This is a genomic window from Sphingomonas panaciterrae (assembly GCF_036890205.1).
In the GTDB taxonomy this organism is placed as follows: Bacteria; Pseudomonadota; Alphaproteobacteria; order Sphingomonadales; family Sphingomonadaceae; genus Sphingomonas; species Sphingomonas panaciterrae.
On the sequence record NZ_JAKNQR010000002.1, the window covers coordinates 172,256 to 189,425 of the forward strand.

Below are 17,170 nucleotides of genomic sequence, written 5' to 3' on the forward strand. Positions count from 1 at the left end.
CGAATCCGATCTTACGGCCGTACGGCGAAAAGGAATTACGTAGAGTCCCGATCGACCGACGATCGGGCGGGCCGTGAGCGCGTCGCCAGCACCGATCGCTCGGGCCGGAGCCCTTCGAACAGGCCGTATATCGCCTCTGGCGCCGCAACCTGCGTGCCACTGGTAAGGAGCGTGGCGGAGCCGGCGGCGACTCCGAAGCGGGCCGCCTCACCCAGCGAGCAACCCTGCGACAGCCCCCATGTCGTGCCGCCAACCATCGCATCGCCCGCGCCGACGGCGCTGCGCACCTTGACCGCCGGCGCCACGATCCGCTCGACGCCCTCCCGGCTCACCAGCAGCGCCCCGCGCGGCCCGAGCGATACCAGCACGACCTCGGCAAACCCCGTCTCGACCAGCGCCGCCGCTGCCGCCGCCTCCTCCGCCTCGCCCATCAGCTTGCGGCCGACCAGCAGTTCCAGCTCGCGCAGATTGGGCTTGATCAGAAACGGTCGGCGCGCGCCGCTGGTGCGCAGATGATCGCCCGGCAGGTCCAGGATCAGCCGCGCGGCCACCATGTTGCACCACTCGCCCAGCTGCTCGATCAGCTCCGGCCCTACCCCGGGCGGGGGGCTGCCGCTGATCACCACGAACTCCGGCGGCGGCCGCACCCCTTTCACCCGGTCGATGCAGCTTTGCTGTTCCGCGGCGCTGAGCACTGGGCCCGGCATGACGAAGCGGTATTCGTTGCCGCTCTGCCCCTCGGCGACGGTCAGGTTCGCGCGCGTGTCCCCGGCGATGGGAATGAAGGCGAAGGGCGTACCCGTGCGCAGCAGCAGGTCCTCGAAGCGCGCCCGAAACGGGCCCCCGGCGGTCACCACCGCCAGCACGTCGCCGCCCAGCGCGTGGATCAGGTTGGCGACGTTGATCCCGCCGCCGCCGGGGTAATAGGCTGGCTCCGCACAGCGCAGCTTGTCGGTCGGCCTGACCTCCCGAGTGGAGGTGCTGACGTCAAGCGAGGGGTTGAGCGTAAGCGTGACGACCTTTGCCATCATGCCCCGGCAAAGGTCGCTTCCGCCTTCGCGACATGCCCCAGGGTCCGCACGAACGAATCCGGATTGAGCGAGATGGAATCGATCTTCTCGCCGACCAGAAAGGCGGCGAATTCCGGATGGTCGCTCGGCGCCTGGCCGCAGATGCCGACCTTCCGGCCCGCGGCATGGGCGCGACGGATGAAGTCGCTGATCGTGCGAAGCACCGCGGGATCGCGTTCATCGAACAGGGTGGAGAGCAGATCGGAATCGCGATCCGCGCCAAGCACCAGCTGCGTCAAATCATTGCTCCCGATCGAGAAGCCATCGAACCGCTGGCTGAATTCCTCCGCCAGGACGACGTTCGACGGTATTTCGCACATCATGTAGATTTGCAGCTCGCCGTCGGACCGCTCCAGCCCGTGGCGGGACATTTCCGCCAGCACCGCCTCCGCTTCCATGATCGTGCGGCAGAACGGCACCATGACGATGATGTTGGTCATGCCCAGCTTCTCGCGCGCGCGCCGCAGCGCCCGGCATTCCAGCGCGAACCCGTCGCGGTAGCGCGGATGGGCGTAGCGCGATGCACCGCGGAACCCGAGCATCGGGTTGGCCTCGACCGGCTCGAACGCCGCCCCGCCCAGCAAGTGGCGATATTCGTTGGTCTTGAAGTCGCTGAGCCTGACGATCACTGGCTTGGGCATCTGCCCCGCCGCGATCTTGGCGATCCCGCTCGCCAGCGTTTCGACGAAGAAATCCGCCCCGCTGCTGTGCCCGGCGATCAGCCGGTCAATGGCGCGGCGATCGTTCTCGTCGGTCACCTGATCCGGGTGGATCAGCGCCACTGGATGCACCTTGATCAACGTGGAGACGATGAACTCCATCCGCGCAAGGCCGACGCCCTGGATCGGCAACCGCCACCAGCGGAATGCCTGCGCCGGGTCACCCGAGTTGATCATCAACTCGGTGTGCACCTGCGGCAAGTCGGCGACGGCAATCTCGTCGATCGTATAGGCAAGCTCGCCGGCATAGACCTTGCCGATGTCGCCTTCGCCGCACGACAGGGTGATCTCGGCGCCATCCGCGATCAGCGAGGTGGCGTCCCCGGTGCCCACCACCGCCGGCACGCCCAGTTCGCGGCTGACGATCGCCGCATGGCTTGTGGTCCCGCCATGATCGGTGATGATCCCCGCCGCCCGGCGCATGATCGGCACCCAGTCGGGATCGGTCGTTTCCGCCACCAGGATCGATCCGTCGCGGAACGATCCGATATCGGCAGGCGAGCGGATGATGCACGCCTCGCCCGAACAGATCATGTCGCCGACCGCAGCGCCGGTGGTCAGCACGGGGCCCTTTTCCTTCAAATGCCACGTCCGCACCACCTCGCCCCGCCGCGCGGATTGCACCGTTTCCGGGCGAGCCTGGACGATGAACAGTTCCTGGGTCTCGCCGTCCTTGGCCCATTCGATGTCCATCGGTCGGCCGTAATGCTGCTCGATCAGCACCGCCCAGCGGGTCAGCTGCAGCACCTCGGCATCGTTCAGGACGAAGCTCGCGCGCTCGATCCGCGAGGTATCCACCGTCTTGGTGCGCGCGCTGCCGCCCTGGTGGAAAATCATCTTCTGCGCCTTCGCGCCCAGCTTGTGCTCGACAATCGGGACGAAACGGGAATCGTTCGCCAGCGGCTTGAACACGGTGAAGATGTCGGGATCGACACTCCCCTGCACCACCGTTTCGCCAAGTCCCCAGGCAGCGCTGACCACCGCCACATTGGGAAAGCCGGTCTCGGGGTCGAGGGTGAACATCACGCCCGATCCTGCAAGGTCGGATCGCACCATCAACTGGACGCCGATCGACAAGGCGACGGACTGATGGTCGAAGCCTTTGGTCTCACGATAACTGATCGCGCGATTGGTGAACAACGAGGCGTAGCAGCGCCGGCACGCCTCCAGCAGCGCCCGCTCGCCGCGCACGTTCAGGAATGTCTCCTGCTGCCCGGCAAAGCTTGCATCCGGCAGGTCCTCGGCCGTCGCGCTTGAACGCACCGCCACCGATGGCCGCGCGATCCCGTGGCGGCGACCCAGGTCGCGATAGGCGCCGACGATCGCATCGGCGAGCGGCCCCGGCAGGTCCGCTTCCAGCAAATGCATCCGGATCGCTTCGCCCGTATCGGCCAGCGTGGCGCGCCCGCCGCGCATCGCCCCGATCGCCTCCGCAATCTGGCCGCCGAGGTCCGCCGCGGACAGGAGATAGCGATAGGCGTCGGCCGTCGTCGCAAAACCGTCGGGCACGCGGATGCCCTGGCTTTTCAGCTCGTGCAGCATCTCGCCCAGCGATGCATTTTTGCCGCCCACCAGCGGCACGTCGGTCGCGCGCAGTTCATCCAGCGCGACGACCAGCCTTGCAGGCTGGCTCGCCTGGTCGCGCGCTACACCATCGATCATGTCGGTCATTGTCGCATGCTGGCTCACCCTGCCGGCGACCGACATCCGCAATAGCACGTGGCCGGTCAGCGCATGCGGGCGAGCAGGTCCGCGACCTTCATCGTCGTCACCGTGGCATAAGTGTCCGCCACGCCATGCGGCAGGATCAGCCAGCCGTCGTGGACCAGCGCCCCGCAGCTGTAGATGACGTTCGGGACATAGCCGTCGCGCTCGCCCTCCATCGGCGTCAGGATCGGTTCCTCGGTTCGCGCCAGCACCTTGCTGGGATCGTCCTTGTCGAGCAGGCAGGCGCCCAGGCTGTAGCTGCGGATCGTGCCCACCCCATGGGTGATGACCAGCCATCCCTCATCGATCTCGATCGGTGGCCCGCACACGCCGATCTGGATGAACTCCCACGGCCAGCGCGGCTTGATGATCACCTCGCCGCGGTTCCATCGGTACAGGTCGTTGGAGGTCAACAGCCAGATATTCTCATGGTCCTGCCGGCCCAGCATGGCAAAATAGCCGCCTACCCGCCGGGGAAAGAGCGCCATGCCCTTGGTGTGCGCATAGCGGCCCTCCAGCGGCACAAGATCGAAGGTGCGAAAATCGACCGTGCGCATCAATTCCTGCCGGATCGCGTCCGGCGCCACGCCGGTATAGGTGCCATAATAAACGACGCTGCCATCGTCCTCGATGAAGCGCGTCAGTCGGAGATCCTCCAGCCCCCGGCGATGCCCGGGGGCGACGGGAAACAGGACGAAGCGCGAGAGGTCAGGGTCTGGCCCGCACTCGAACCGGATCGCCGGATCGTCGCGCCCACCCCCGGGGATCGGGCTCGACTTGGCCGACACCAGCTGCTCGGCCGGGGCCTCGAACCAGACCTTGCCGCCCGGGCCGACGGTGCCGACACGGAACACGATGGAGGATACATGCCCCTCGCCGACCGCGCGGAGCGTCAGCAGCACGCGGATCGACTTGGCCGGCAGGTCGGTCTGGTCGGGGTGGATGGTGATGCTGGGATTGAACAGCGCCGCCGCCTCGACGGCATATTCCTCCAGCAGGTACCCGCCGATCAGCTGCACCTGTTCATCGCTCAGCGTATGATCGCTACCCGACGGGGAAATCGCCGCATAGAACCGCCGCTCCAGCAGCATGTCCACCTGAGAATGCCGCTTCGCCAGCTGCGCCTTCAGCTTGTTCAGCTCAAGCTTGACCGTCGCGGGCGGCAGCGCGCTGACACGGTCGACCACCAATGCCGTGCGCTGCTGCGGAACGTCGCGACTGGGAAACGGATTGTCGGCCGGGGTGAACGGCCGCAACACGACGTGCGAGGGGTCGGCGCGGAACACGACCTGCGACATGATCCATTCCCTTCATCGTCCGGCGCGGAAGCCGGGCCCTGCCCCTGTCCCGCCGGCCTGGTTGGCGAAGGTCAGGGCGACTTGGGGCTGATCACCAGCGCGGTGCCGTTCGGATCCACCGTCACCAGATTATAGCTGCCGTCGGTGCATTTGGCGCGCCACTGCGGCCGGTTCGGATTGGTCCCGACCTGCTCCGCACTGACCACCCCCTGACACGGCACCCCTGCGTCCTGGATCGCCCGGAACAGGACGATGCGCAGATCGCCTTCGGGCAGCGCCAGCACTTCCTTGGCGTAATTGCCCACGTTGATCTGTTCGGCTTCCTGCGTGACCGTCGTGCCGTCACATCCCGCGACCAGCAGCAGCAAGGGGGCAAGAAACAAGCCTGGCTTCATGTTTGATCTTCCTTTGCCTGTCGTGTGATCCGGAACCGGATGGTCGCGATCGAACTGCCGTCCAGTTCACTTCAGATCGCTTGCTTCTTCAACCCTTCGCGTCCGACGATGGGCGATCTGGCCACAGCGGCGCGCCCATCGGCCGCGACCAGGCCGCCCATGCTGCCGGTGAGGCCAATTTGCGCCGCAGACAGGCCGCTTCCCACCCGGTCAATTGGCCGGCGCGCTGCCGGCGCTCTCCTGGTCCTTCGACACCTGCATCAACGCCTCCTGCAGCCGCTTTTCCTGATCGGGCGACAAGGAAGAGCGCAGCACGCGGCCGCGCACATCAGACAATTCGCTCAGCACCTTTTCCGCCTGAACCTTGCGCACCAGCACGAAGATCGCCGAGGTGTCCGGCTTCAGCGTATCGGAAAGCTCACGGATGAAATTGTCGTCGATGCCATAATCCATCAGCGATCCGGAAAGCGCGCCCGCACCGGCGCCGACCGCCGCCCCCACCGCCATCCCGGCCAGGGGGTTCAGGAACAGCAATCCCACCAATGTGCCCCACAAGGCGCCGGAAAGCCCGACGGAGGCAGCACCGGTGCCAACCATGTTGTAGCTCTGCTTCAGCCGCACCTTCCCGTCCGGCTGCCGAATGGCGACGACCGCATCCTCCAGATCGATCAGATATTCCCGCTGCATCCGCTGCAACTGGGTGAGGACGCGATCAGCCTCATGCGGATCGTCAAAGCCGACAACAATCAGATCAGCCACATGCACTCTCCTCTGCTTTGCCGGTGCCAGCGACGCCCGGCTTCTTCGGCCAGGCGCGGGCGTCGCAGCCTCATTTCTGCGACGAGATCGGGATGCGGCGCTTCTGCTCGCCGGCCTTTTCGTCCTTGGGCAAGGTGATGATCAGCACGCCTTTGTCGACATGCGCGCTCACCGCATTTGGATCGACGTCCTTGGGAAGATTGATCTTGCGGACGAACGATCCATAACGGCGCTCGCGCAGCATGCAGTCGCCGTCCTTGCGATCCTCCTCATCGCGCTTCTCTCCCGATATCGTCAGGATTCCGTCGGCGACGCTGACGTCAATCTGGTCCTCCGACATGCCGGGGATCTCGGCCGAGAGTCGATATTCCTTGTCCTTCTCCGTCATCTCCAACGCCGGCAGGCTGAACATGCCGTCGAGCGCAGCGAGGCTGCCAAGGCGTGATCCGAACGCACTGCGTGCGGGCGAGGAGAAATTCTCGAACAATCGGTCGATCTCGCTGCGCAGCCAACCCAGTGGCGCCTCGCCGCTCGACCGCGTCTTCGCTGGCAGATCCGCTTGCGTGCTCATCGTCCCGAACTCCGGCCGTGAAAATCGTGAAGGCGGCGTTCAGGACCACGTGGTCCGGGCGCCGGAAAAAATCACCTGCCCGTGCACCGGTGGCGATGCAGACGCTGCGCCGGCGGCCGGGGGGAGCCGCTTTCACGCACGGGCAGGTGGGCTGCAAGGCAACCGGGCCTCGAGAAGCGACGTGCACACGTGCAAGGAGGTGATCCGTATCCTGACATGCCGCGATACGCTCCGCAGACTTCAGTCTTTATTGCTGCCGATCAACAGCTAGGGACGCCGCGTTTTTCGGAATATTGGGAAGAGTACCTAAGCTCGCGAAAGCCCCAATCTGGGATGGGCGCGCGGGACGATGGCGCACGACCGTTGGTGCGCTTCAGGGGCCCGTGACGCCCAGCGGAACCGCGCCGGTATTAGGTCCGCGGGCTGCCCAGGCCGGCGGCAAATGCGATCCGCAGCGCGTCGGACAGGCTGCGCGCCTTCAGCTTGGTCATCACGTTCGCGCGATGCACCTCCACCGTGCGCACCGAGATTCCGAGGTCGTAAGCGATTGTCTTGTTGGGAAACCCCTCGGCAAGCTCCGCCAGCACTTCCCGCTCGCGCGGCGACAGGGCACCCAGTGCGAGGTCAGCGTTGGCCGCCCGGGTCAGCGCGTCTGCCGATTTCTCCAGCCGCTCGAACGCATGCTCCAGCGCGGCAAGCAGCACGTCGCCATCAAATGGCTTTTCGATGAAATCGACGGCGCCCGCCTTCATCGCTTTGACCGCGATGGTGATGTCCCCGTGACCGGTCAGCACGATCACCGGCATGGCGATGCCGCGTTCGATCAATTGCTGTTGCACCGCCAGCCCGTCGATGTCCGGCATGCGGACGTCGAGGAGGATGCAGCCGTTTTCCGCATGCCGCACCTCCTTCAGAAAGGCAGTCCCGCCCTCCCACGTTCGCGTGGCGAAGCCGAGCGTCTTGAGCATGAAGCTGGCCGATCGCCGGACCGCCGCCTCGTCATCGATGATGTGCACCAAGCGTTTGTCGTTCATTCTGCCAACTCCCGATCGGCCTGAACCATGGTAAAGTGAAACGCCGTACCCCCGCCCTCGCGCGGCTCGGCCCAGATCCTGCCGCCACTCGCCTCCACGATCGTCCGGCAAATCGACAGCCCCAGTCCCATGCCGCCGGCCTTCGTACTGTTGAACGCACGAAACAGCGTCGCCGCAACCTGCGGGGCAATGCCCGATCCGGTGTCGGCAACGGTGGCTTTCACGCATCCGTCGTCCTCGACCCGCGTCGACACCGACAGGTGGCGCTCTGGCGATTCCGCCATCGCCTCGATCGCGTTCCGGATCAGGTTGATCAGCACCTGCTGGATCTGAATGCGGTCCACCAGGACGGGCGATGCATTGGCGTCGATGTCGAAGGTGACCCAGATCCCGCGTTCACGCGCACCGATCAGCGCCAGTTGTGCCGCCTCTTCGATCAGTTGCGGCAGATCCTCCACCGTCAACTCCATCTCGCCGCGGCTTTCGAAGTCATGGAGGTGCCGCAGGATATCACCCGCCCGCAGACCTTCGCGCATCGCCTCCGCCAGTGCGTCGTCGATCATGTCACGATCCTCCTCATTTCCTTCCCGAAGAAGGTTTCGGATGCCGCGCATGTAATTGACGACCGCCGTGATCGGCTGGTTCAACTCATGCCGCAAGGTGGAGGCCATCGTGCCCATCGCGCTTCCCCGTGCGGCATGAACGAGGCTGGCGCGCAGTTCCTCCAGCCGCTCCTGCGTGCGACGGTGCTCGGTCAGATCGCGGATGAACGCGGTGAAGATCGGCTTCCCTTCGGTCACGGCCTGGCCGACCGCCAGCTGCAACGGAAAGGTCGACCCATCGCCCTTTCGCCCGAGCAAGGTTGAGCCCACTCCATCGCTGCTGTTGCGCGTTGCGGCGAGGTAATATTCGAGATCCCCCACTCTTCCCTGCGGGTCGGATGACGCGATCAGCCGCTGGAAGCTCGTGCCCACGACTTCGCTTTCGGACAGCCCGAAGAGGCGTTCTGCCGCCGCGCTGAAGGACAGGATGTTGCCAGCGCGATTTGTCACCACCATTGCGTCCGGCACGGTCGCCAGGATCGAGCGATAATGGTTCTCGCTGGCCGCAGCCCTGAACTGCTCGGCGCGCTGCTGCGTGATGTCGCGGATCAGCTTTCCATAGCCGCGCAGCGTTCCCGATTGATCATAGAACGCCTTGAGGTTGAACGATGCTAGGAACCGCGATCCATCCTTTCGGACATGCCAATCCTCGCCCCTGACCGCCCCCTTCACAGCCGCAGTACGAAGGTGATGATCCGGCACCCCCTCGGCCACTGCCATCTGCGTGTAGAAGATGGAGCAATGCTTGCCGATGACCTCGTCGGCGTTCCAGCCCATCAACCGGCGCGCTCCTTCGTTCCACACCGAAACACGACCGGCCGCATCATACATATAAATGGCGTAACCGGTCGCTCCCTCGATCAGCAGGTTCAGCTCATGCGCCGCCGTGCGTTCGCGCGTCGCGCGGGCGGAATGAAGGTAGGACAGGGCAACGACGCTACCGGACGACAGACCGAACAGCAGCAGAAGCCGCAGCTCATCCGTACTCGGCAACCATCCTATCCATGAGGTCACCGCGGCGGAGAGCGCAGCCGCCACACCGGCCCAGAACGGCCCCGCCAGCATGCCGGTGACGGAAATTGCGAAGAAGAACAGAAGAAATGGGGCCGCTGGGGGCGGCCCTTTATTGAGTGCATGTTGCACAAATGCAGCCAGCCCGACCGCCCCCACGGCGATGCCGCAGCCAGTAAGCCCCGCGCGCAATGAAGCCCCACGTATGGAGTGCATCGGCTCTCCTAGTGCCGCACCATTTCCCCAGCGCGCGGCAACTCTTTGCTTAACATAAATTTTGGTACATTCGAAGACAATCTCGATTGTTGGTTACCGGTAGCGCACCAGGATGGAGCGGATCCTCTTCCGCTCATTGCCCAGCATACCGCCGTCGTGACCGGGGCAGAGTGACGGGCAAGTTGTTTCCAACGATATAGGCAAAACCCCTGATTGGCGGATCAGGGCGGGTCGGTGACACCCGTCAGACGCGCACGCCGGTCGTGCCCGGCCATCGGGGATGCGCCCCGGGCGCCCAACCAAAGACGCAATGTCGCGCACGAGCGCGAGCGGCGCTGCGCCATCTCGAGCCAAGGGATCGCATCAGGTGCAACAGGAATGACGATCTGTGGCACGACCGCTCGGACGAAGACGCGGTCGCGGATCGTGCCGATCGCGCTCATCCTGTTCACTCTTGGCGGCTGCTCCTTTGCGCCGAAACATGTTCGCCCGGCCGCGCCAGTGCCGCCGCGCTTCCCGGGGACGAACCCCGGCGGTGCGACCATCGCGGCGATCGGCTGGCAAGCCTTCTTTCGCGATCCGGAACTGCAACGCCTGATCGCACTCGCCCTGGCCAACAATCGCGACATTCGCGTGGCGGCTGCCCGCGTTCTGGAGGCTCGGGGCGCATGGCGGATCCAGGGCGCAGCGCTCTACCCGCAGATCGATGGTGCTGTCGCCGCCACGCGGGGCCGGACGCTGTACAACCTGCCAGGCAGCGCAGCGACGCCGGTCGACGTTCGCTCCATCGGCGTTCAGGCGAATGCGGCGTGGGAGATCGATTTTTGGGGCCGGCTGCGCAATCTGCGCGATGCCGCGCGCTGGCAGTATCTCGCGACGGAAGAGGCGCGCCGCGGGGTTGCCACGCAACTGATCGCGCAGGTTGCAAACGGCTATCTGCTCGAACGGGAGTATCAGGAACGCGCCGATCTCGCCCGCCGTACGATCTCCACGCGCGAGGAGTCGCTGCGGATCGTCCGGCGACGCTACGAGGTGGGATCGGGAAGCAAGCTCGACATGACACAGGCGCAGGCGTTGCTGGGTCAGGCGCGCGCCGCGCTTCAGGCTCTCGAGCAGGATCAGGAGGTCAATCGCAACGCGCTCGCGCTTCTCGTTGGCCAGCCGGTGACATTGACCGCATCGGATCGGCGCTTCGCGCAGATCACCACCTATCTTCAGCTGCCGCCGGGGCTGCCGTCCGATCTGCTCACCAACCGGCCGGACATCGTAGCGGCGGAGCGTCAGCTGCTGGCCGCCAATGCGAACATCGGCGCTGCGCGCGCCGCGTTCTTCCCTAACATCACGCTTACCGCGGGAGGAGGGATCGCCAGCACCAGCCTTGGCGACCTGTTCAGTTCGCCGACGGGGGTCTGGAGCTTCGCGCCATCGCTGACGCTGCCGATCTTCAATGCCGGCCGATTGCGGGCCAACCTTGACGTGGCGGAGGCCAGAGAGGTCTTGGCCGTGGCCGAATATGAGCGCGCGATCCAGATCGCGTTCCGTGATGTTGCCGATGCGCTTGCGCGGCGGCGACAGCTGTCGTTGCAGATCGAGACGACGCGCGGTGTGCTGGACGCGCTGACCGAGCGTGCGCGGCTGGCGAACTTGCGCTTCGATAATGGCCGTTCAGCCTATCTTGAAGTGCTCGATGCACAGCGCGACCTGTTCGACACACAGCAATTGCTGGTGCAGCTACGTCGTGCCGAGGTGGCGAGTGGAGTTGCGCTCTACGCCGCGCTCGGCGGCGGTTTCGCCGCGCAGCCCGTGTTCGATTCAGACGCTGTCGCCACGGGGAGGACACCGGCACCATGAGCAAATTGCGGGACAACCGCTGGATTTCGCGCGGGCTGATCGCGCTGGCCATCGTCGGCGTCGGGGTGCTGCTGTGGCTAGCCATGCGTCCATCGGGCCTCTCCGCCGGCATCGTCAGCGGCAACGGCCGGATCGAAGCGGTCGAGATCGACATTGCCGCCAAGATGCCGGGTCGCTTGCGCGACATCACCGTCAGCGAGGGGCAGTTCGTGCGTCAGGGACAGATCGTCGCCACGATGGATACGGACGCCTTGCAGGCGCAACTGGCGCAGGCGCGAGCGCAACTTGCCGAGGCGACGAACGCCATCCAGATCACCGAAGCGCAGGTGCTGCAGCGGCAAAGCGACAAGGCCTTTGCCCAGGCGACCGTTCGCCAGCGGGAGGCGGAACTGAACGTTGCCCGCAAGCGACTGGGACGATCCTCCACGCTCGCGAAGGAAGGTGCGACGCCGGTGCAGGAGCGGGACAATGACCAGGCGGCGGTCGAGGGCGCGTCGGCAGCCGTAGCCGCCGCTCAGGCGCAGGTCGCCGCGGTGGATTCTGCGATCCGCGCGGCCCGCAGCCAGGTGGTTGGGGCCGGCACGAACGTCGAGGCGACGCGCGCCACGATCGACCGGATCATGGCTGACATCAACGACAGCGTGCTGCGCGCGCCCCGCGCGGGCCGGATCCAGTACCGCATTGCGCAGCCCGGCGAAGTGGTGGCCGCTGGCGGCCGCGTGCTGACGATGATCGATCCATCGGACGTGTCGATGGTGTTCTTCCTGCCCGAAACTGTCGCTGGTCGGGTCGCGCTGGGTGACGAGGCGCGCATCGTTCTAGACGCGCTGCCGGATCGCTACGTTCCGGCACGGATCAGCTTTGTCGCGGACGTCGCACAATTCACCCCCAAAACCGTGGAGACATCCAGCGAGCGCGAGAAGCTGATGTTCAGGGTGAAAGCGCGCATCGATCCCGATCTTCTGCGTCGCCACGTCAACCTGGTGAAAACGGGGGTCCCCGGCGTAGCCTATGTCAGGATCGATCCCGGCGTGCCGTGGCCGGCCAGCCTGTCCCGTGTCGTGAGGGATTAGCAATGCTGGCGCCGGGCGCCTCCCCCCAGGCGTCAACCACCGCCGACGATCATGTCGCGCGACTGTCAAACGTGACCTTGCGCTACGGCCGGACGGTCGCGCTCGACAATCTCGACCTCATTCTCCCGGCAAGGCAGATGGTCGGCCTCATCGGTCCGGACGGCGTCGGCAAGTCCAGCCTGTTCTCGCTGATAGCGGGCGCACGTGCCATTCAGGAGGGCAAGGTCGAGGTTCTTGGCGGCGACATGAGTGACAAGGCGCACCGCGACCTGGTCTGCCCGCGGATCGCCTATATGCCGCAGGGTCTCGGCAAGAACCTCTACCCTACCCTCTCGGTCGAGGAGAATCTGCAGTTCTTCGCGCGGCTGTTCGGGCAGCCCCCGGAAGAACGGCGCCAGCGCATCCATCAACTGACCCGAAGCACCGGGCTCGAGAACTTTCTCTCGCGTCCCGCAGGCAAGCTTTCCGGTGGAATGAAGCAAAAGCTGGGCCTGTGCTGTGCGCTGATCCACGAGCCGAGCCTGCTGATCCTCGACGAGCCGACCACCGGCGTCGACCCGCTGGCACGTGCGAACTTCTGGATTCTCATCGGCGAGATCCGCGAACAGAACCCGGGCATGAGCGTGGTCGTCGCGACCGCCTATATGGACGAGGCGGAACGGTTCGACTGGCTAATCGCCATGGGCGACGGCCGCGTACTGGCGACGGACACGCCGGGCGAGCTGATGGCGCAGACATCGTCGCCGGGACTGGACGAAGCCTTTATCGCGCTGCTGCCCGACGAGAAGAAGCGTGATCACACGCCGGTCACGAAGCCGCAGCAGCAGTTCAATGAGCAGAGCGTCGCGATCGAGGCGAACGATCTCACGATGCGCTTCGGCGATTTCGTCGCGGTGGACCACGTCAGCTTTCGCATCGGTCGCGGCGAGATCTTCGGGTTCCTGGGATCGAACGGCTGCGGCAAATCGACGACCATGAAGATGCTAACCGGCCTGCTCGAGCCGAGCGAAGGCGAGGCGAAGCTGTTCGGCAAGCCGATCGATCCCAAGGACATCAACGTCCGGCGCCGGGTCGGCTATATGAGCCAGGCCTTCTCGCTCTACAGCGAGCTGACGGTGCGCCAGAACCTAGAACTTCATGCGCATCTGTTTGCCGTGCCGCCCGCGGAGATCGCGGAACGCGTCGCCGAGATGATCCGGCGTTTCGGCCTCGACAATGCGGCGGAGGACTTGCCGCCGGCCCTGCCCCTTGGCGCGCGGCAGCGCCTTTCGCTCGCCGTCGCGATGGTCCATCGCCCCGAAATCCTGATCCTGGACGAACCCACGTCGGGGGTGGACCCGATCGCGCGGGACACATTCTGGCGGCTGCTGATCGACCTGTCCCGCCGCGACCAGGTGACGATCTTCATCTCGACGCACTTCATGAACGAGGCCGAGCGCTGCGACCGCATTTCGATGATGGATGCCGGCAAGGTGCTCGACAGCGACACGCCGGAACGACTGATCGAGAAGCGCAGCGCCGCGACGCTGGAAGAAGCGTTCATCTCCTATCTGGAGGAGGCCAGCGATGAGGCGACGGCAGACGCCCCGATCCAGATGCCCACAGCAACGGCGCCGGAAGCCGCATCGTCGATGCGCCGCTTCAGCCCGCGGCGGATGTACAGCTACCTTTGGCGCGAGACGCTGGAGCTTCAGCGTGATCCGGTGCGGGGGGCGCTCGCGCTCGCCGGTTCGGTGATCCTCCTTCTGGTGATCGGGTTCGGGATCAGCCTGGACGTCGACAACATCCGCTTTGCCGTTCTGGACCGGGACCAGACCACCACCAGCCGCCAATATGAGCAGGAGATCGCAAGCTCGACTTATTTCATCCCGCGCCCGCCGATCACCAGCTACGACGACATGGACCGACGGATGCGCAGTGGCGACATTTCGCTGGCCATCGAGATCCCGCCGGGATTCGGACGTGATTTGCGGCGGGGAACGCCGCAACCCGTCGCCGCATGGTTCGACGGTTCGATGCCGCTGCGCGCAGAGACGATCCGCGGCTACATCCAGGGCCTGCATCAACGCTGGCTGGCGACAGAAATGCGCGACGCGGGCCTGACCGGTGCGGCGCGCGCGGGCGCGGACGGATCGGTCACGGTGCAGAACCGCTACCGCTACAACCCCGACGTGCGCAGCCTGCCGGCGATGGTGCCAAGCGTCATTCCCCTTCTGCTGCTGATGCTGCCCGCCATGCTGGCGGCGATGGCCGTCGTCCGGGAAAAGGAAACCGGATCGATCATCAATTTCTACGTGACGCCGGTGACGCCGAGCGAATTCCTGCTCGGCAAACAGCTTCCCTATGTCGCGCTGGCGATGATCAACTTCGCGATCATGGTGATCATGGGCCGCTGGGTGTTCGGCGTTCCGATCACCGGCAACTTACTGGCCCTCACGGTTGGCGCATTGCTTTTCTCCTTCGTCTCCACCGGCATCGGTCTCCTCGCCTCCTCCGTCACCCGCAGCCAGATCGCCGCGCTGTTCCTTGCCATGATCGGCACGCTGATCCCGACGCTGACCTATGGCGGCATGATCGATCCCGTGACCTCGTTGCAGGGCGGCGCGCGGATCTTTGGCGAAATCTACCCCTCGTCGCACATGATCACGATCACCCGCGGCGTGTTCAACAAAGGGCTGGGCTTCGAGGACCTGTGGTCGTCGCTATGGCCATTGCTCCTTGCGTGGCCGATCATCACCGGAGCATCGATCCTGTTGCTCCACAAGCAGGAGCGCTGAGGCGATGCGCACGCTCTCCAACATATACCGGCTCGGCATGAAGGAGCTGTGGAGCCTGTGGCGCGATCCCGTGATGCTTCTGCTGATTGCCTTCACCTTCACCGGGGTGATCTACACCTCGGCCAAGGCGATGCCGGAAACGCTCCACATGGCGTCGATCGCGATTGTCGATGAGGATCGCTCCCCGCTGTCGCGGCGGATCATCGATGCCTTCTATCCCCCGCAGTTCGCCCCGCCGATGCTCATCAATAGCGCCCAGATCGATCCCGGTCTGGACACGGGACGCTATACGTTCGTGCTGCGCATTCCCACCAACTTCCAGCGTGACGTGCTGCGCGGCCGCGCGGCGGAACTGCAACTGAACACCGACGCCACGCGGATGACTCAGGCCTTCACCGGCAGCAGCTATATCCAGCAGATCGCGCTGGGTGAGGTGAACAGCTTCGTCGCCCGCCAACAGGGCAAAAGCGCGCTGCCGGTCGATCTGGAGGTGCGTGCGCGCTACAATCCTACGCTCAGCGCCATCTGGTTCGGCGCCCTCGTCCAGGTGATCGACCAGATCACCTTGCTGGCCATCATCCTGACCGGCGCGGCGCTGATCCGCGAGCGCGAGCACGGCACGATCGAGCACCTCCTCGTCATGCCCGTGACCCCGTTCGAGATCATGGCGAGCAAGGTGTGGTCGATGAGCCTGGTCGTCCTGGTGGCATCCTTCCTGTCGACGCAGCTGGTCGTGCGCGGATTGCTGCATGTCCCCATCGCGGGATCGCTGCCGTTGTTCTTCGCCGGCGCAACGCTCGCGATGTTCGCCACCACGTCGATCGGGATCTTCATGGCGACGGTTGCGCGCAACATGCCCCAGTTCGGGATGCTTGCGGTACTTGTCCTCCTGCCGCTGCAAATGCTCTCGGGCGGGATCACGCCGCGGGAAAGCATGCCGGAAATTGTTCAGAACGTGATGCTCGCGGCGCCGACCACGCACTTCATCAGCCTGGGTCAGGCGATCCTGTTTCGCGGCGCTGGCATTCATGTCGTCTGGCCGCAAATGATCGCGCTTGTTGCAATTGGCGCGGTATTCTTCGTCTTTGCCCTGCGCCGGTTCCGTGCCGTCATCACCAGAATGGCGTGACGTTCAGCTCTAAAGACTTCGATTAGATCGTCCTTACGCACCGTTACGTATACCGTTCAGGTGCAGAAAGGCCCAGTTTCTTCATCCAGGCACCCACAAAGGCGCGGGGAAGAGGATGCGGTCGATTCTGCTTTATGCGAATGAGGATAGCGGCACGATCGATCGGGTCGAAGCTGCGCTCAATCTCGCCGGCGCCTTCAACGCCCATCTTCATTGCTTGCAGATGATCACGCCGGATACGTTCGTGGCGATGGACCCCTTTGGTGGGGTCTATCCGATGTTCGATCTGCTCGAGGACATGCGGGAGCGGGAGGCGAAGAACAAGCAGGAGATCGACGCCAAGCTGCAACGCGCGGACGCGCCGCGCACGTGGATCACCGGCACCCGCTATCCACGCAGTAGCGCGCTCGATCGCATGGCGCTGGTCGACCTGACCATCGTGAGCATTCCGCAGAAGGACGAGCTTGGCGATCGGCCGCCCCCGCCAGCGCGGCTCGCCACGCAAAGCAACACGCCGGTCCTCGCGATCGCTCCTGGCGGCACGCGTTTCGACGCTTACGGCAATGCCATGGTGGCGTGGAATGGTTCTGCGGAAGCGGCGCGCGCGCTGTGCGCGGCCGTCCCGCTCCTGTCGCGGGCTGAAAACGTGACGATCGTGCATATCGAGGAAGCGAAGCCCCATGCACTTTCGCCCACCGATGCCGCCGAATACCTCGGCTATTACGAGATCAGGTCGGATATCCGCGAAGTGGCCCGATCCGACCGGATCACCAGCGAGGTGCTCGCCGAGGCCGCGGCACTGGCCGACGCATCATACATCGTCATGGGCGCCTACGGCCACGCGCGGCTGCAGGAGCGGATTTTCGGTGGTGTGACCCAGGCCCTCTCCACCAACAGCAATGTCAGTCTGTTCATGGCCCATTGAGGAGCACGTTCATGACCTCACCGTAGCGCCAAC

The 17,170-nt window shown here is 65.0% G+C and carries 14 protein-coding genes; 5 read left to right on the forward strand and 9 right to left on the reverse strand.

Features of this window, described 5'->3' with window-relative positions; translation table 11 throughout:
• Nucleotides 1–35: 35 nt before the first annotated feature.
• The 9 genes from L8F96_RS07755 to L8F96_RS07795 all read right to left on the reverse strand — a co-directional run bounded on the left by L8F96_RS07755 (nt 36) and on the right by L8F96_RS07795 (nt 9,825).
• The gene (locus tag L8F96_RS07755; RefSeq protein WP_334655701.1) at nt 36–1,028 is read right to left on the reverse strand and encodes a 1-phosphofructokinase family hexose kinase; all 993 of its coding nucleotides are present in this window, start codon (nt 1,026–1,028) and stop codon (nt 36–38) included.
• Complete coding sequence (gene ppsA / locus L8F96_RS07760) at nt 1,028–3,451, reverse strand: phosphoenolpyruvate synthase (protein WP_417158959.1); 2,424 nt, start codon at nt 3,449–3,451, stop codon at nt 1,028–1,030. Before ppsA ends, L8F96_RS07755 begins: the two co-directional genes overlap by 1 nt.
• A gap of 65 nt (nt 3,452–3,516) precedes the next feature.
• On the reverse strand, nt 3,517–4,794 hold the full coding sequence (locus tag L8F96_RS07765; protein ID WP_125945000.1) for a glycoside hydrolase family 130 protein: 1,278 nt from the start codon (nt 4,792–4,794) through the stop codon (nt 3,517–3,519).
• Between the two features lie 71 nt (nt 4,795–4,865).
• Nucleotides 4,866–5,189, reverse strand: a complete 324-nt coding sequence (locus tag L8F96_RS07770; protein WP_136451231.1) for a hypothetical protein — start codon at nt 5,187–5,189, stop codon at nt 4,866–4,868.
• A gap of 210 nt (nt 5,190–5,399) precedes the next feature.
• Nucleotides 5,400–5,948 (reverse strand): DUF1269 domain-containing protein, encoded by a 549-nt coding sequence (locus L8F96_RS07775; protein WP_046411769.1) that lies wholly within the window; start codon nt 5,946–5,948, stop codon nt 5,400–5,402.
• A 70-nt stretch (nt 5,949–6,018) separates the two neighbouring features.
• Nucleotides 6,019–6,519: an Hsp20/alpha crystallin family protein gene (locus L8F96_RS07780; RefSeq protein WP_334655703.1), complete on the reverse strand. Its 501-nt coding sequence runs from the start codon at nt 6,517–6,519 to the stop codon at nt 6,019–6,021.
• Nucleotides 6,520–6,929: 410 nt separating this feature from the next.
• Complete coding sequence (locus L8F96_RS07785) at nt 6,930–7,553, reverse strand: response regulator transcription factor (protein WP_046410705.1); 624 nt, start codon at nt 7,551–7,553, stop codon at nt 6,930–6,932.
• Nucleotides 7,550–9,148 (reverse strand): PAS domain-containing sensor histidine kinase, encoded by a 1,599-nt coding sequence (locus L8F96_RS07790; protein ID WP_334655704.1) that lies wholly within the window; start codon nt 9,146–9,148, stop codon nt 7,550–7,552. Before L8F96_RS07790 ends, L8F96_RS07785 begins: the two co-directional genes overlap by 4 nt.
• Nucleotides 9,149–9,603: 455 nt before the next feature.
• Nucleotides 9,604–9,825, reverse strand: a complete 222-nt coding sequence (locus L8F96_RS07795; RefSeq protein ID WP_168770682.1) for a hypothetical protein — start codon at nt 9,823–9,825, stop codon at nt 9,604–9,606.
• Between L8F96_RS07795 and L8F96_RS07800 the strand changes: the two genes are divergently transcribed.
• The 5 genes from L8F96_RS07800 to L8F96_RS07820 all read left to right on the forward strand — a co-directional run bounded on the left by L8F96_RS07800 (nt 9,809) and on the right by L8F96_RS07820 (nt 17,137).
• Nucleotides 9,809–11,233 carry an efflux transporter outer membrane subunit gene (locus tag L8F96_RS07800; protein WP_334655705.1) on the forward strand — a complete coding sequence of 475 codons (1,425 nt, stop codon included), beginning with the start codon at nt 9,809–9,811 and terminating at the stop codon, nt 11,231–11,233. The two genes, L8F96_RS07795 and L8F96_RS07800, sit on opposite strands and share 17 nt — an antisense overlap.
• Nucleotides 11,230–12,306 (forward strand): HlyD family secretion protein, encoded by a 1,077-nt coding sequence (locus L8F96_RS07805; RefSeq protein WP_334655706.1) that lies wholly within the window; start codon nt 11,230–11,232, stop codon nt 12,304–12,306. The genes L8F96_RS07800 and L8F96_RS07805 overlap by 4 nt, the downstream gene beginning before the upstream one ends.
• 2 nt (nt 12,307–12,308) lie before the next feature.
• Nucleotides 12,309–15,083 (forward strand): ribosome-associated ATPase/putative transporter RbbA, encoded by a 2,775-nt coding sequence (gene rbbA / locus L8F96_RS07810; RefSeq protein ID WP_334655707.1) that lies wholly within the window; start codon nt 12,309–12,311, stop codon nt 15,081–15,083.
• A gap of 4 nt (nt 15,084–15,087) precedes the next feature.
• Nucleotides 15,088–16,212 (forward strand): ABC transporter permease, encoded by a 1,125-nt coding sequence (locus tag L8F96_RS07815; RefSeq protein WP_334655708.1) that lies wholly within the window; start codon nt 15,088–15,090, stop codon nt 16,210–16,212.
• A 115-nt stretch (nt 16,213–16,327) separates the two neighbouring features.
• On the forward strand, nt 16,328–17,137 hold the full coding sequence (locus L8F96_RS07820; protein ID WP_334655709.1) for a universal stress protein: 810 nt from the start codon (nt 16,328–16,330) through the stop codon (nt 17,135–17,137).
• Nucleotides 17,138–17,170: the final 33 nt, after the last annotated feature.

Coding starts and splice junctions, on each gene's coding strand:
- L8F96_RS07780 (WP_334655703.1), bottom strand. CDS start 6,519: ATGAGCACGCAAGCGGATCTGCCAGCGAAGACGCGGTCGAGCGGCGAG.
- L8F96_RS07805 (WP_334655706.1), top strand. CDS start 11,230: ATGAGCAAATTGCGGGACAACCGCTGGATTTCGCGCGGGCTGATCGCG.
- L8F96_RS07765 (WP_125945000.1), bottom strand. CDS start 4,794: ATGTCGCAGGTCGTGTTCCGCGCCGACCCCTCGCACGTCGTGTTGCGG.
- L8F96_RS07785 (WP_046410705.1), bottom strand. CDS start 7,553: ATGAACGACAAACGCTTGGTGCACATCATCGATGACGAGGCGGCGGTC.
- rbbA (WP_334655707.1), top strand. CDS start 12,309: ATGCTGGCGCCGGGCGCCTCCCCCCAGGCGTCAACCACCGCCGACGAT.
- L8F96_RS07815 (WP_334655708.1), top strand. CDS start 15,088: ATGCGCACGCTCTCCAACATATACCGGCTCGGCATGAAGGAGCTGTGG.
- L8F96_RS07795 (WP_168770682.1), bottom strand. CDS start 9,825: ATGAGCGCGATCGGCACGATCCGCGACCGCGTCTTCGTCCGAGCGGTC.
- L8F96_RS07770 (WP_136451231.1), bottom strand. CDS start 5,189: ATGAAGCCAGGCTTGTTTCTTGCCCCCTTGCTGCTGCTGGTCGCGGGA.
- ppsA (WP_417158959.1), bottom strand. CDS start 3,451: ATGATCGATGGTGTAGCGCGCGACCAGGCGAGCCAGCCTGCAAGGCTG.
- L8F96_RS07820 (WP_334655709.1), top strand. CDS start 16,328: ATGCGGTCGATTCTGCTTTATGCGAATGAGGATAGCGGCACGATCGAT.
- L8F96_RS07755 (WP_334655701.1), bottom strand. CDS start 1,028: ATGGCAAAGGTCGTCACGCTTACGCTCAACCCCTCGCTTGACGTCAGC.